The 13775-nt window shown below is 63.3% G+C and carries 10 protein-coding genes and 1 tRNA gene; 4 read left to right on the top strand and 7 right to left on the bottom strand.

The window, feature by feature from the left end; all coding sequences use genetic code 11:
• Window positions 1–29: 29 nt before the first annotated feature.
• A complete protein-coding gene (locus ACZ0BA_RS02165; protein WP_463449721.1) occupies window positions 30–614 on the bottom strand; it encodes a tetratricopeptide repeat protein in 585 nt (194 codons plus the stop codon).
• 167 nt (window positions 615–781) lie between these two features.
• On the opposite strand from ACZ0BA_RS02165, the gene tssJ reads away from it, so the two are divergent.
• Genes tssJ through ACZ0BA_RS02150 form a run of 3 tightly spaced genes read left to right on the top strand, consistent with a single transcriptional unit; the run spans window position 782 to window position 3546 of the window.
• Window positions 782–1366 carry a type VI secretion system lipoprotein TssJ gene (gene tssJ, locus ACZ0BA_RS02160; RefSeq protein ID WP_463449720.1) on the top strand — a complete coding sequence of 195 codons (585 nt, stop codon included), beginning with the start codon at window positions 782–784 and terminating at the stop codon, window positions 1364–1366.
• Between the two features lie 15 nt (window positions 1367–1381).
• Entirely contained in the window at window positions 1382–2767 is a 1386-nt protein-coding gene (gene tssK, locus ACZ0BA_RS02155) for a type VI secretion system baseplate subunit TssK (RefSeq protein WP_463449719.1), read from the top strand.
• Window positions 2764–3546, top strand: a complete 783-nt coding sequence (locus ACZ0BA_RS02150; RefSeq protein WP_463449718.1) for a DotU family type IV/VI secretion system protein — start codon at window positions 2764–2766, stop codon at window positions 3544–3546. The genes tssK and ACZ0BA_RS02150 overlap by 4 nt, the downstream gene beginning before the upstream one ends.
• 14 nt (window positions 3547–3560) lie before the next feature.
• Here ACZ0BA_RS02150 and ACZ0BA_RS02145 read toward each other — a convergent pair whose 3' ends face one another.
• The 4 genes from ACZ0BA_RS02145 to ACZ0BA_RS02130 form a co-directional block, all read right to left on the bottom strand.
• A complete protein-coding gene (locus ACZ0BA_RS02145; RefSeq protein WP_463449717.1) occupies window positions 3561–4355 on the bottom strand; it encodes an OmpA family protein in 795 nt (264 codons plus the stop codon).
• Between the two features lie 35 nt (window positions 4356–4390).
• Window positions 4391–5359, bottom strand: a complete 969-nt coding sequence (gene tagF, locus ACZ0BA_RS02140; RefSeq protein ID WP_463449716.1) for a type VI secretion system-associated protein TagF — start codon at window positions 5357–5359, stop codon at window positions 4391–4393.
• Window positions 5356–9123, bottom strand: coding sequence for a type VI secretion system membrane subunit TssM (gene tssM, locus ACZ0BA_RS02135; RefSeq protein ID WP_463454693.1), 3768 nt, complete (start codon window positions 9121–9123; stop codon window positions 5356–5358). The genes tagF and tssM overlap by 4 nt, the downstream gene beginning before the upstream one ends.
• A gap of 113 nt (window positions 9124–9236) precedes the next feature.
• Window positions 9237–10076 (bottom strand): M15 family metallopeptidase, encoded by an 840-nt coding sequence (locus ACZ0BA_RS02130; protein WP_463449715.1) that lies wholly within the window; start codon window positions 10074–10076, stop codon window positions 9237–9239.
• A gap of 94 nt (window positions 10077–10170) precedes the next feature.
• Here ACZ0BA_RS02130 and ACZ0BA_RS02125 point away from each other — a divergent pair, with 94 nt between their 5' ends.
• On the top strand, window positions 10171–11091 hold the full coding sequence (locus tag ACZ0BA_RS02125; RefSeq protein WP_463449714.1) for a hypothetical protein: 921 nt from the start codon (window positions 10171–10173) through the stop codon (window positions 11089–11091).
• Between the two features lie 77 nt (window positions 11092–11168).
• On the opposite strand, the gene ACZ0BA_RS02120 is transcribed toward ACZ0BA_RS02125, so the two are convergent.
• A tRNA-Asn gene (locus ACZ0BA_RS02120) sits at window positions 11169–11244 on the bottom strand.
• Between the two features lie 56 nt (window positions 11245–11300).
• On the bottom strand, window positions 11301–13490 hold the full coding sequence (locus ACZ0BA_RS02115) for a TonB-dependent receptor (protein ID WP_463449713.1): 2190 nt from the start codon (window positions 13488–13490) through the stop codon (window positions 11301–11303).
• Window positions 13491–13775: the final 285 nt, after the last annotated feature.

The following is a 13775-nucleotide window of genomic DNA, read 5'->3' as shown; positions in this document are numbered from 1 at the left end:
CCATCAAAAAGGGAAAACAAGGAAGCGGCTTATTTCAGGCCGCCGAAAGGATCGCTGCTGTTGGTCTGGCTGCCGCTCTTTGCAGGCGCGGTAGCGGTGCTCTTCTTGGCGGGGACGGCCTTGCGCGCGGCCGAAGCCGATGGCACCAGCACATCCTCGCCAAGGCTGCCGCGCAGCAGTTTGGCCAGCTCCTGCGCCTCCGAACGCAGCGAACCATTCAGATTGTTTTGCCGGCTCAGGTCCGACAGCGCCTTGGTCGACAGACGCAGTCCGCTGACGGCGACGATGCTGTTCCCAAGCTTGTCGTTCGGATCGCGTTGCAGCGCTTCCAGCGCGTTGGTGATCGCTTCGCCGTAACTGGCGCGGTCGAATTTGATTTGCGCCATATGCAGCCAGGGCGCCTTGTCGGCGGGGTAGCTGGTGGCGGCGTTCTTGAGGATACCCTGCGCCTTGTCGGTGTCGCCGGCGGCCTGCGCGGCGCCGGCCTCGGTCAGCGCCTGCTCCAGCGTTGAAGACTGTTGTTTGCTGGCGCGGACCATGTCGCCGTCGGTGGCACAGCCGGACAACAGGATCAGACTCGCCACGCAGGGCAACCATGTTCTTGCGATGTTCATCACTCTCTCCTTGTTTGCGAAACCAGATACGAGAGAGCCATTATTCATGAACTGGAGCAGCACTAATTGCGTCTAATCAATCAACGCTTCCCTTCCAGATTGCTTGCGCCGCCGCAAATTGCATAGCCGCCGCTTTCGTTCTAATGCATGGATCGTCTGGAGAAAACATGAACGGAACAACTATGATCGTGATAGCGGGACTGCTTGCCCTGCAAGGCTGCGCGGCCGGCTCCATCGCCGGCGCCGCGCTGCAAATCGCCGGCATCCAAAAGCCGCAGGAGCTGCCCGACGCCCAGAAGCCGCCGCGCAACGTGGCGATTCGGCTGCACGCGGCGGAGAACCTCAACGCCGGCAAGGCGGTCCAGCCGATGGCGTTGGCCACGCGGATTTACAAGCTGCGTCAGACCGCCGCCTTCCAGCAAATGAACTTCAACGCTTTTCTCAACGCACATACCGAGCGCGAATTACTCGGTAACGATCTGCTGGAAGTCAAAGAGGTGATGCTGATTCCCGGCCAGCGCTACGAGGTCACCGAAAAAGTCACTCGCGAGGCCTATTTCATCGGCGTCGTCGCGTTGTTCCAGGCGCCGGCAGAACGGCGCTGGCGCCTGTCGTTCGCCGCAGCCGACGCGGAAAAAAACGGCATCACCGTCGGCTTGCATGCCTGCGCGATGAGCGTCGGTGCGGGCGCGCGGGCCACGACATCCGTCAACGAAACCGGCAAGCCCCTGGCGGCAGTGCGCTGCCAATAACCCGAAGGAGTCAACATGAGTATTCCATCCAAGGTCCTGTGGGGCGAAGGCGTGTTCCTGCGTCCACAGCATTTCCAGCAACAGGACCAGTATCACGAAGCGCGGCTGCACCAGACCGCGCATGCGCTGCATCCCTACCTGTGGGGCGTGCGGCGCATCGAATGGGATCACGACGCGCTGAAGGCCGATCGCCTGCGCCTGCAAGCGCTGTCCATCATCTTCCAGGATGGCGAGATCGTCGATGCGCCGTCGAGCGATCCGCTGCCGGTGGCGATCGATCTGTGCACGCTGCCCCCAAGCCTTCAGGAAGTGACCTGGTACGCGGCCTTGCCCGCGCTGGCGCCGGGCGGCGGCAATGCGGCGCCGAACGGTCCGCAAAAGGATAGCCAAAGGGACTTGCAGAGTGAGGTGAAGCAGCAGGCCGGCGCGCGCTACAGCCAGACGACCAGCGAGACACCCGATCTGTACACGCGCGCCGTCAGCGCGGAGGTCAGCTATCTGAAAAAATCGGTGCGGCTGGTGTCCGACCAGGAACCGCTTGGCGCCTACGACTGCGTGCCGGTGATACGCCTGCGCCGCCTCGTCACCGGCGGCTTCGAACCCGATCCAGGCTTTATCCCACCCGGTCTGTCGATCGCCAGCGCCCCGGCGCTGAAGGCGATGCTAGACCGTCTGATGGACGCGCTACAGGCCAAAGTGCAGTCTTTGCAAGGCCACATGCGGGAGCCGAGCCGTAACGTGATCGAGTTCCGCTCGGGCGACGTGTCGTCGTTCTGGCTGCTGCACACGGTCAGCACCTCGGCGGCGTCGCTGATGCACTACGTGCGCAATCCCGAGCTGCATCCGGAGCGGCTGTTCGAATCGCTGCTTGCGCTGGCCGGCGCCCTGATGACCTATTCGAAACAGTATTCGCTGGTTCATCTGCCCTGCTACCGGCATGACGACATGGCGGCCTGCTTCTCCGGCCTCGACGACATCATCCGCGACCTGCTCGACACCGTGATCTCGACCAAATACTTCTCCATCGCGCTGACGGAGGAAAAGCCGAGCTACCATCTGGGCAAGCTCGATTCCGGCAAAATCGACCAGCGCACCACGCTCTATCTCGCGGTCAGCGCCTCGCTGTCGGCGCTGGAGCTGGTGGAAATCGTGCCGCTGCGGGTCAAGGCCGGCGCGCCGGACGATGTGGAAAAATGCGTGCTGACCGCCATGCCCGGTGTGAAGATCACCCACGCGCCGCAAGTGCCGGCGGCGATTCCCGTGCAACCGGATACCTACTACTTTGCGCTGGAAAGCAAAGGCATGTTGTATGAGCAGATGCTCAAGGCGCAGTCGATCTCGATCTATGTACCGAGCGGCATACGCGACCTGCGCATCAACCTGATCGCGGTGACAGCATGACGCTCCATGTCGAACGCCGCGCGATTCCAACACTGATGGGCGGCCAGCGGCGGCAGATCCAGCCTGGCTATGGCCACGTGCAAACCCTGCTCGATCTGCTGCAGGAAGGCTTCTACCTGCTGTTCATGCTGAAGAACGGCAGCGCCCCACCGGGCGAAGCGGCCTTCCTGGACAGCATCACCGCCTACCTAGCGGACTTCGACAGCGAGGCCCGCAAGCTGCGCGCGCAAGGCGAAGATATCGACGACGCCAAGTATGCGTTCTGCGCCGCGCTGGACGAAATCATCCTCGGCTCGCAGTTCCCGATGCGCTTCGCGTGGGAACGCCGCCCGCTGCAACTGGTGATCTTTGGCGACCAGCTGGCCGGCGAACACTTCTTCGACCGTCTGGAAGCGCTGCGCAGCACCGGCGGCGCCAGACTGCCGGCGCTGCAGGTGTTCCATATGTGTTTGCTGATCGGCTTTCGCGGAAAGTACGCGCTAGACGCCGGCGACAAGCTGGCCTACATGACCGCAAGGCTCGGCGACGAAATCGCGCATATCCAGGGCAAGAGCAAGGGTTTCGCGCCGCAGGCCGAGCGGCCGGACCAAATCGTCAATAAACTGCGCAGCAACACGCCGCTATGGGCATTGTGCGCGTTGTTCGCCGTGATCGGGCTGGCGGCTTACATCGGGTTGGAGTCTTCGCTGTCGCACGACACCCAGAACACGCTGGCGGCCTACTCGGACCTGGTGAAACTGGCGCCACGGCCGGCGTATGTGACGATCACGCTGCCCTGACAGGGCAGCGTTTTTTACTGGGCGATGCGGAATTCGATAGGACGGTTGCGCGCGCGGCCGTCGGCGCTGCTGTTCTCCGCCACCGGCCGATCCGGTCCCTGCCCGGATACCATCACCATGTCCTGGCTGATGCCCTTATCGGCCAGGTAGCTGCGCACCGCCTGTGCGCGCGCGTGGCTCAAGGCCAGGTTGCTGTCGCGCAGACCGACGTTATCGGTGTGGCCGATCAGCTCCACCTTCTTGCCTTTCACCTTGTGCAGCGCCGCCGCCATTTCGTCCAGGATGCCTTTGCCGGAGTCGGTCAGCGTCGCTTTCCCGCTTTCGAACTCGATGATGCGCTTGGCCAGCGTCTCATCGAGCAGGTTCTGTTCGGCCGCGCCCACCCGCAGCCCGTTGTTGACCGTGTAGGTCGGATTGAGGCTGGTGGCAAAGTCGCTGGCGATCTGCTGGCGCTGCGCCTCGTTAGCGACCTCGCCGCGCAAGGTGACGTTGGTGCCGTCGATCTTGATTTCGCCTTTGCTGATCAATTTCAGATTGGATCCGATCAGCTTTTGCACATAGCCGTTCCAGTTGGGCGGCAGCGACACCGGCGATATCGATACCTGGTCGACCACGCGGTCGGCGCCATACAGCTCGCGCACGCGGGCCAGCATGGCCGCCTTGCTGGCCTCGTCCGGGACCGAGCCGCTGACCAGCACCTGGCCCGGCTTGGGGCTGGCGGGCGCCGGGGCCTGCGCCTGCGCCGCACAGTAGATCGATGTCGATAACAATGCCGGCATCACCGCCGGCCAGATGGTCCGCTGGCGCATCGAAAAGCTCCTCTTTGTATGGAAAGTTTAGTAATTCAGACGAAAGTCTCCTGGAACAGCGCCTGCACCGAACGCAGTGACAACTGTCCCTGCTCCAGATAGGCCGACAGCTTTTGCACGCCGGCGTCGCTGGCGATCAGTTCATCGACCCAGCCGGCATAGTCGAAATTGATCTGATGGTCGGCCGCGCACGCCGGATCGATGATGGCCTGCAGCGTTTCGGGCGCGGCGCCGCCGAAGCCGATCACCAGCGACGGCTGCTCGCGGATATCGGCCACGAATACACAGAGCTCGAAATCCGACTGGTGCAGGAATGGCGCGATCAGATCCATCCAGAACGCGGCGACCAGATGCCGCTGCCGCGCAGACTGCGGCAACGGCAGCGCCAGGCTTTTCTCGAGCCTCGCATCGGCGCTGCGCCGCACCGGTTGCAGCAGCAGCCCGATGGCCAGTATCATGCGGCGCGCCGAATCGCGGCCCAGCATCGCCTCCAGGCTGGCGATGTTGTGACGGTCGAGAAAATCGAGGAATGCGATTTCGTGCTCGGCAGCCGCGGGTTCGATATCGAAGGTGGTCGCGGCCAGCACCTGCAGCGCCGGGTCGGGGTCGGCCGCGTCCAGCACATCGGCGGCCAGTTGTTCCAGCTCGTTCCACAACGGCGCCAGCACCACGGGGCTGAGCGCGAGGAAGGTGCGCGGCGACTCGACTTCGATCGCGGTCATGCTCAAGAACGGGTAGCGCCGCTGCGAGGCGTCGCTGCTTGCGGCCAGATGGCCGACGATGGCGCGCCTGCTGCGCGTGCCGACGAAGGCGAACTGCAACGGGCGCATGGCGTCGTAGTTGATCTTCCAGCGCGGATCGGTGCTTAACAGGTTCATGACCTCGGCCAGCCAGCCGTCGAGCAGATTGGCCAGCGCGAGATTGTTGGTCGCCTTGATAAAGTCTGCCCGGGAGGGAAGCTTGCCGAAGTAGCCGATGCGTACGTTTTGTGGAAGGCGTTTCATTGGGTCGCTCCGGTGGCGGCAATCGCGGGGACGGCGGCGGGAGTGGCCGGAGCGCCGACGATGGTTTCCGGCAGCCGCATGCCGCGGAAGCCCTGCCCCTGCGGTGCACTGTCATTGCCGTTGATGTCAGGACTGCTGATGATTTTCAAGCCCATCGCCACGGTGATGGCGCCGCTGGTCCAGCGCAGCTCGAATACGCCGGCTTCACGCTTTTGCTTGGACGCGGCGTCGATCATGCGTTTGAGGCCGAACTGTCCCGCCTCGTTGAACACTTCGACGCTGCGGCCGTCGAACGCCACCGCCGTGATGCGCGCCCCCGACACGCCCTGGGTGCTGGGGTGGACCATATTGGTCCACTGCGCCGGCGTGTTACGGTAGCGGATCTGCTGGCCGTCGATATCGACCGTGTATTCCAAAGTCCCCGGCGCCGGCATCGGCTGCAGTTGAAACACCGTTTGCGCGGCGGCCGACGCCGCAGGCACGCCGCCGGCGCCGACCGGTGCGATCCAGCCCGGGAAGCGGGCCACCGTTTGCGGCGCGAGCGTGATCCCCATGTCGGCCCAGGTGCGAGGCGCCAGCACGTCGCCCCGGCGCAGCACCAAAGGCCCCATCGCGGTGGTGGCGAATTTGGCGATCAATCCGTCGGGACCGAAGAACTGTGCGATCTCGCTGCTCGCCGCCTCGATGCGGGCATTGGGCGAGAACGGATATTTGTTGGCCAGCGATTGCTGGAACGGTTCGTAGACCTGCGCCAGCCAGGTCTTGTTGATCTCCGATTCGGCTGGTCCGATCAACACCGCGAAGGTCTGCATCAACGGCCGCACAAGGATCGGACGGATCGCCTGTTTTTGCGAGTCGCTCATCCCGGTCAGCATTTGCTCGTCCACGTAGCGCAGCGCGTCGGCCAGTTCGGAGCCGGTGCCTTCCAGCGTCTGCTGCATGAACTGGCGCGCGCCGGGACCGGGATCGCCCTGGTTCTTGAGCTGATTCAGACGGCTGCGCAGCCTGGACAGCGTCTCCATATAGGCGCGCATCAACGATGCATCCTTGTCCTTGGTCGCAACCAGTCTGCCGACGCCGGCGAACTCGCGGCCGATGGGCCCCATCGGCTTGTCGACGCGCGTCTGGTCCAGCTGCACATTGACGTTGATCTGCGATGGTCCGCGCCGCAGCACGCTGTTCTTGACCCAGTTGACGAAGCCCGACTGCGCCTCTTTCAACTCGGTGCTCATGATCGCCGGGTTGTCCCATGACGTTTGCTGATAAATGGTGGTGAGCAGTTTCGAGAGCGGCGACGATTGCGGGTCTCCCAGGCGGTTCATCGCAACGACGGCGGCATCGAAACCACTCAGATTGGCAATGGTCACCCCTTGCACGAACTTCTGCCATTCGCGCGCGTAGTCGGCCTTGTACAAATCGGTCAGGCCCTTCTCGATTTGTTCCGGGCTGCCCTCCAGGGTCAGGTCGTCCCGCGCGGCGCTCTTCAACACCCAGTCGGCGCTTTGCAGCTCGTGCGTGGCCGCCTCGCGGAAGGCGCTTTGCACATACTTCTCCCATGCTTCCCGCGTGTAGGCGCCGGCGATCGCGTGACTGCCGGTGACCAGCGCCTGATCCTGTTCGCCAACCATGCGCGCCACCGTCATCGCCGGGAAGCGGGTATTGGCGCGGGCACGGATGTCCGCATAGACGCGCTCCCGCGCCGGCATGCCGCGCACCACGCGCTTCAGATTCTCGCGCGCCTGGTCGATCAGCGCCAGCTTGGGCTCCACGCGCGGCCACGATGGATCGGCGATCTGCGCCAGATAAAAAGTCATCAGCCGTTCGGCGCTGTGGATCATCTGCTCGCGCGGCATCGCGCCCCGATGGTTTTCCAGCCATACTCGCCAGTGGCGTGTCAGCTGGTCGTTCAGGTGGCTGGGCTCCGCGTGCGATTTATCGACTAGCATCAGGTAGCTTTTCAGCGCGTTGTAGGCGTCTTCCACGTTGGCGGCGGAGGCCTGCTGGAACTGGCGGCTGGCGGCCGGCACAGGCGTGACGGGGACGCCGGGATCGACGGGCTGCGCGGGCGCGGCGCCGGGCGCCTGCAGTTCATCGGCGTGCGCGTTCATCTCGGACAGCAGCGTCTCCAGGTTATCGACGACCGGCTTGATCATCACCTCCCGCACGCCGGAGAAGTACTCCTCGCGGAGCTTGCGCTCCAGCAGCGCGCCCTGGTAGAGCCCCATGCGCAACGACCATGGGCGCTCCTCGCGGTACTTGTCCAGTTGTTCGACGCGGTCCTGCAGTATCTCCAAAGCCTCGAGGCGCGATTGTAAATCGAGCCGCTTGTCCTGCAGCTTGATCACCTTATCCAGGTCGGCCTGCACATTGCTCACCAACTGGCGATTGCCTAGGTAGGACCAGCTCCAGCCGCCCAGCGACGCGCCCAGTAGCAGCACGGCGCCGAAGAATGCGGCATACGTCAGCCGCACCTTATGCTTGCTGGCATACTGCGACACCAGGTCCTTGTCGGCGAAGATCACCTTGCGGAACAGGTTTTGCAGGAAGAAGCCCGACTGCCCCGCTCCGGCGACGGCCGGCGCATCCGGCACCGACAGCGCGAAGCGCTTGGCCACCCTTTGCGATTGCTCGCTGATCGGCATACCCTCCTGCAGCGCGCTGGTGAAGTAAAACCCGCGAAACACAGGTTTGAACTGAAACGGGTTTTCCTCGAACAGCGTGGCCAGAAACGCCCGCAGCGGCGCCCTGATGGTCGCGAACTCCAGCGGGAAGGTGAATATGCCGGGCTCCATGCGCTCGCGGCGCTGCTGGCTCATATTGGCCAGGCTAAGCGCCTTCAAGCCGTCGCACAGCTCCGCGAAGCTCTGGTCGAAGAAGGCCAGCAACTGTTGACTGGTCGCCTTGCGCTTGTAGGGCATGGTGGCGCCCCACACGCGCTCACGTTCCGTGCGTTCGGCCTTGGCGAAAAACTCGTCGAAGCCGGCGATCAGGTCGGCCTTGGTGAACACCACATACACCGGCGCGAACACCTCCAGCCGTTCAATCAGGTCCTGCACCCGCTTGCGCAAACTCAGGGCGAGCTTGATGCCGGCCTCCGGATCGTCGCCGCGCAGCTCCGCGATGCTGACGGCGATCAGGATGCCGTTGATCGGCGCGCGGCGACGGTACTTTTTGAGCAGATCGAGAAAGCCGAACCACTCTTCGCGATGTTCGTCCATGACCGAGTAGCGGCCCGCCGTGTCGAGCAAGATCCCGTCCGGCGTGAAGAACCAGTCGCAGTTGCGGGTGCCGCCGACGCCCTGCACCACCTTGCCGTCGGCGAAAGGAAACTGCAGGCCGGAGTTGGTGATCGCCGTGCTTTTGCCGGCGGCCGGATTGCCGATGATCATATACCAGGGCAGTTCGTACAGCGCGCGCGTGCCCGAGACGATGCCCAGCTTGGAGCCCTTGATGGTGTCGATGGCTTTCAGCAGACTGTCGCGAATGGCCTTGACCTCGGCGCCCGCCTGGTCCTTCGGCGGCTCCCCGGCGACCGGCCCGGTGCCGATGGCGTCGGCCAGCTTCTGCGACTCCCGCCTCGCGCGCGACCATCGCCACAGCCAGACCAGGCCCGCCAGCGCCAGCATCACGGCGGTCGCGCCCAGCGCCCAGATCAGCGCCAGCTCCAGCACCTGCGCGCCCAAGTAGAAGATCGCCGCCATCGCGGCCAAACCAAAAATCGTCAGGTGACGGCTATCGGTCAGGAAGTGCCAAATTTTTCGCATCATGGTTCGGTCGGGGCTCGGACGACAGCGCTTGAAAGGAAGGCGGACCGATCAATGTTGCCACCGATCATGCCGGGTATTCTTGAGCGGGCACAATGAAGGCCCACCCGGTTCTATTTGCGCACAGTGCCGGGAACGCGCAGCTCCGTGTGGCCGAAATCCATCATCATCCAACGTCCGCCCCAGGTCAGGCCAACCGACTCGGCCACTTCGCCGTACAGCCGGTAGCCGCGCATCGCCCACGGATCTTTTTCCGATATCACCAACTTGCCATCGCGCAGAAACGCGCAGTCGGCCGCCAGCCCGAACTGGTGATAGCTCTGGAAGGCCTTGGCGTTGGTGACATTGGCCCCGGCCGCCGCCAACGAGTTCTGCCGCTCCGGGCTGCGGTAGCCTTCGAGGATCGCCATGTCGTACCCGTGACGCTCCTTCATGATCCGAAACACCATCAGCATGCGGCGGGAAAAGTCGGGATCGAGCAATTGCCAGTTGCGGTTGGCGCTGTCGAGCATGGGCCGCACCAAGGTCACTTCGGCGGTCGTGAACGTCACTGGCGGCAACGGCGCCGGCGTCACCAGTTGTTCGCCCTTGAGCAGATCGGCCACCTGATCGTTGGTGACATGGCCGGCGCCGTCGTATCCGCCCAACATGTCGCGCCCGCTGAGCATCAGCGCCAGCAACGGCGGCACCGTCATCAGCACGGACGCGGCCAGTATCAGCGGATAGCGCCGTTGCACGAATCGCAATGCGCTGCCGGCGCCGCCGCGCGCGCCGCGTCCCAGCGCCGACGCCTGTTGCGCGCCCTGCTGGACATCGCGCCGCAAGCGCTGCTCAAGACGGCGCCCGATCGCGCTAGCCGAACTCGTCATCAGGTCACGTCCCGCCGGAAACAGCAACAGCCACGCGCCAATACACGCGAACACGAAAAACATCAACACGGAAAATAGAAACATGGTGCGCTCCGTCAAAGCAAGGTCTGGCCGCCGGATGGACACTGCAAGCGACCGGGTCAACGACGTTTCATCGTAGGCCCGATCGGCGGTCGGCGTGAAAGCCCAGATCAAACTCGAAGGGAATATTGTGGACACCTCAAAACGGAAGCCGGACCTGATCGGAACGTCGGGCGCACAGACGGATGGCGCCAAGCGCATCCTCGCGCATTTGGAACATGGCGCGCGGCTGCCTGCATCGAAGCCGGCACGCGCGGCCAGTTGGACCATCGACGGTTGGACCTTGGGCCTGGGGTTGTTGCTGCTGACGATGTGTTGCATCGCCTGGCTGATGCATGAAAAAAGTGCCCCGTCGGGCGCCTTCAAGGCGAGCTACGGCAGCACGCACGGTTCGCCACGGCATGAGCGAAGGGATGAGAATAGTCAGGCGAGCGCGCGTTTGCAAAGCGCCCGGACCGCCCCGGGGGAAGTGATCGTGGAGCCGGCTGAACTGCCAGCGGCAATTGTGGACGAGCCGGGGTCGCCGCAGGTGCGGACAGAGGCCACGACGGCAAACACGACAGCGCCGCAGGTGATCGGGCCAGCCGCACTAGCCAGCCAGCGACCGCGCGTCGCCCCCGTCGGCGCTACGTATCCGAAATTGCCCTCGGGCAGCGCCATCAGCAAATATAGCAGCACCAGCAGCACCGCCAGCACCACCAGCGCCGCGATACCGCGCGCCACCGCTGCAACGGCTGCCGCGGCTGCGGCGCTTGCCGCATCGCGCGGCAAGTCAGCGGCGACGGCCAGCGATACCGATGTGACCTTGCTCACCGCACTGGTCGCGCACGCCGGCAAGCCGGTTGTCGTCGCGCCCGAACGCAGCCGCGACATCGTCGAACGTCGCGAGGGCGACAGCACGGCGGACTTGCTGGCGCGCTGCAAACAGCTTGGACTAATCGAGGGCATGCTGTGCCGCTCGCGCATCTGCTCCGGGCGCTGGGAATCGGACGCCACCTGCCGCGCACCGGCACTCTGAGGACGCGATAATCAGCGGCTTCCAAACGCAAAAAAGCCCAACCGGTGAAGGCTGGGCTTTTTGATCGTGCTGTATTCTGGCTCCCCGACCTGGACTCGAACCAGGGACCTGCGGATTAACAGTCCGTCGCTCTACCAACTGAGCTATCAGGGAAAAGAGGCCGCATTATATACGGCCAATTTCTAGCTGTCTAGGCTAGCGGGCAAAAATCAGAAACCGCCCTTGAACTGCACACCAAACTGACGTGGCTCGTTGACCATGCCGGTCAGGTTGTTGAAGTCGATGGCGCCGATGATGCGCTGGGTGTCGGTGATGTTGCGCGCGAAAGCGGCCACTTCGTACTTGCCGCCATCCCAGTTGTAACCCACGCGCAGGCCGCCTTCAACCATCGACTTGCCGGTGAATTCCTTGGCTTCGTACAGGAAGAAGTTGATTTTGCTGCGATACGACCAGTCGGTCAGCACGAACAGGTTGCCGTTCTCCAGCGCCCAGTTGTAGCGCGCGGTCGCGTTCAGGATGTACTTCGGCGCCTGCGGCAGCGGGTTGCCGTTGATGTCGACGCGGCCGGCCGCGTTGAGCGGATCGGTCACGGTGCACGAACCGCACTTGGCCACGGACAGGCTCGGGTCCTTAATCTTGGTGAAGTTGTACGAACCGCCAGCCGACACTTTGAACGCCGGCGTGATGAACGCCTCGAAGTCCGCTTCGACGCCGCGACCGTCGGTCTTGGCGGCGTTGATCAGACGGGTGACGTTGGAGTTACCACCAACCACGGTCAGCTGCTGGTTCTTCACTTCGTAGTTGTAGACGCTGAACGAAGCGCGCGCGCGGCGGTTGAACAGGTCGGCCTTGACGCCGGCTTCATACGAGGTGATGGTTTCTGCATCGGCCACGGTGATCGGCACCGACGCCGAGGCGGCGGCGATACTCGGCGCGCGGAAGCCGGTGGCCACGCGGGCGTACGAGCTGACATCGGGGTTGATCTTGTAGGTCAGGCTCAGATCCCAGCTGGCTTTGCTCTTGCTCTCGTCAACCGACTGCGGGCCGGCCAGCACCACGTTCTGGGCTTCCACGGTATGGAAGTCCTTCTTGTCGTTGGTGTAGCGCAGGCCGCCGCGCAGGATCAGGTCCTGGGCCAGGTCGTACGTCACCGAGCCGAACACGGCCGCAGCCTTGTTGGTCTGATGGCTGGCCAGGTGCGACGTTTGCGCGCCGGTGTTGCTGTTGTAGTTGTTGCTGTAGCCGTCGGCGCTTTCCTTGAAGTAGTAGACGCCGGTCTGCCAGTTCAGCGGACCCGCGTTTTTCGACTCGACGCGGAATTCCTGGCTGTACTGGTGCAGGCCGCTCAGGCCTCCGCCGGTCTCGACCTGGAACGGAATGAAGCCCGGGCCGGTCGGCGTGCCGCCGTCGATGTCGCCACGGCTGTAGTAGTTGTCCACGCCTTCGTAGCCGGTGATCGAGAACAGCTTGACCGAACCGAGGTCCCAGGTCAGGCGGGCGTTGGCGCCGTTGGTGGTCAGATCCTGGGCATTCTGGCCGTTGGTGCTGATCTGGTTGAAGTTGTAACCATCGGCGAAGTCGTTGGTGCCCTTCTTGATGATGTTGGCGCGGAACAAACGCGCGCTGCCGGTGGTCGAACGTGCGTGCACGTTGAACAGGGCGTTGAAGGTGGTGCTCGGGCTGTACAGGAACTGCACGCGCTCGGCGTGTTCGTTGTAGCCTTCCAGCGAATCCTTGGCGCCGGTGAAGGTGTTGTCGACGAAGTCGTCGCGGTGCTGGCGCAAGGTCGATACGCGCATCGCCCACTCGCTCGACAGCGGCACGTTGGCGGCCGCTTCGAGGTTGACGGTGTTGTGCGAAGCCCACGACAGGCTGTAGTAGCCCTCGACCTGTTTCAGGTTCGGCTTGGCCGATTCGAACTTGACCACGCCGGCCGGCGTGTTGCGGCCGAACAGGGTGCCTTGCGGGCCGCGCAGCACTTCCACGCCGGCCATGTCAAACATCGGGAAACCTTTGAGGATGCCGTTTTCCTGCACCACATCGTCATACACCAGCGAGACCGGCTGCGAGGCGAAGGTGCTGAAGTCGGTGTTGCCGTAGCCGCGGATGTAGAAGCGCGGGAAGGTGCGGCCGTTCGACGATTCAACGTTCAGCGACGCCACTTTGCCTGCCAGCAGGCGGATGTCCTGGCCGCCGGACAGCAGCACGTCGAGCTTCTCGTCCTTCAGCAGGGTGACCGATACCGGCACATCCTTGATGTTCTCGGCGCGGCGCTGGGCCGTCACGACAACGGTTTCCAGTTGCGCGTCGGTCGCGGCGCTCTGCGCGAAAGCGGAACCGATAGGCATAACGGCGCTCAACGCCAGCAGGCGCTTGTGCATCTTAGACAATTTGATCATTCAATTTCCCGATTTAAATGTAATGCAAAGAGTAAAAAACAGTGTCTCCTGTTCTCTCTTTTCGTGACGCGACCAGTCCTCTGATGGGGCCGTGACGGCAAACGGTGGATGTCTAGAATGCACCGTCTGTTAGAAAGGCGGTATTTTCTTTCATTGATACCATGTATTGCAAGACGTATATATCTCAAATGGCATTAAGTGTTAGAAATTCGGCTCAAGAGGCGGGCTGACGGAATAATAGTGGGCAGCAAGCCCGGCGCGGCGGCCACTTTTGATCGGAATCGC

Source organism: Duganella sp. AC917, from assembly GCF_979258245.1.
This window is presented reverse-complemented; position numbering and strand designations above follow the sequence as displayed.

Bases quoted from the DNA above. Each gene is read 5' to 3' on its own strand.
- ACZ0BA_RS02165 (WP_463449721.1), bottom strand. From the start codon at position 614: ATGAACATCGCAAGAACATGGTTGCCCTGCGTGGCGAGTCTGATCCTG.
- tssJ (WP_463449720.1), top strand. From the start codon at position 782: ATGAACGGAACAACTATGATCGTGATAGCGGGACTGCTTGCCCTGCAA.
- tssK (WP_463449719.1), top strand. From the start codon at position 1,382: ATGAGTATTCCATCCAAGGTCCTGTGGGGCGAAGGCGTGTTCCTGCGT.
- ACZ0BA_RS02150 (WP_463449718.1), top strand. From the start codon at position 2,764: ATGACGCTCCATGTCGAACGCCGCGCGATTCCAACACTGATGGGCGGC.
- ACZ0BA_RS02145 (WP_463449717.1), bottom strand. From the start codon at position 4,355: ATGCGCCAGCGGACCATCTGGCCGGCGGTGATGCCGGCATTGTTATCG.
- tagF (WP_463449716.1), bottom strand. From the start codon at position 5,359: ATGAAACGCCTTCCACAAAACGTACGCATCGGCTACTTCGGCAAGCTT.
- tssM (WP_463454693.1), bottom strand. From the start codon at position 9,123: ATGCGAAAAATTTGGCACTTCCTGACCGATAGCCGTCACCTGACGATT.
- ACZ0BA_RS02130 (WP_463449715.1), bottom strand. From the start codon at position 10,076: ATGTTTCTATTTTCCGTGTTGATGTTTTTCGTGTTCGCGTGTATTGGC.
- ACZ0BA_RS02115 (WP_463449713.1), bottom strand. From the start codon at position 13,490: ATGATCAAATTGTCTAAGATGCACAAGCGCCTGCTGGCGTTGAGCGCC.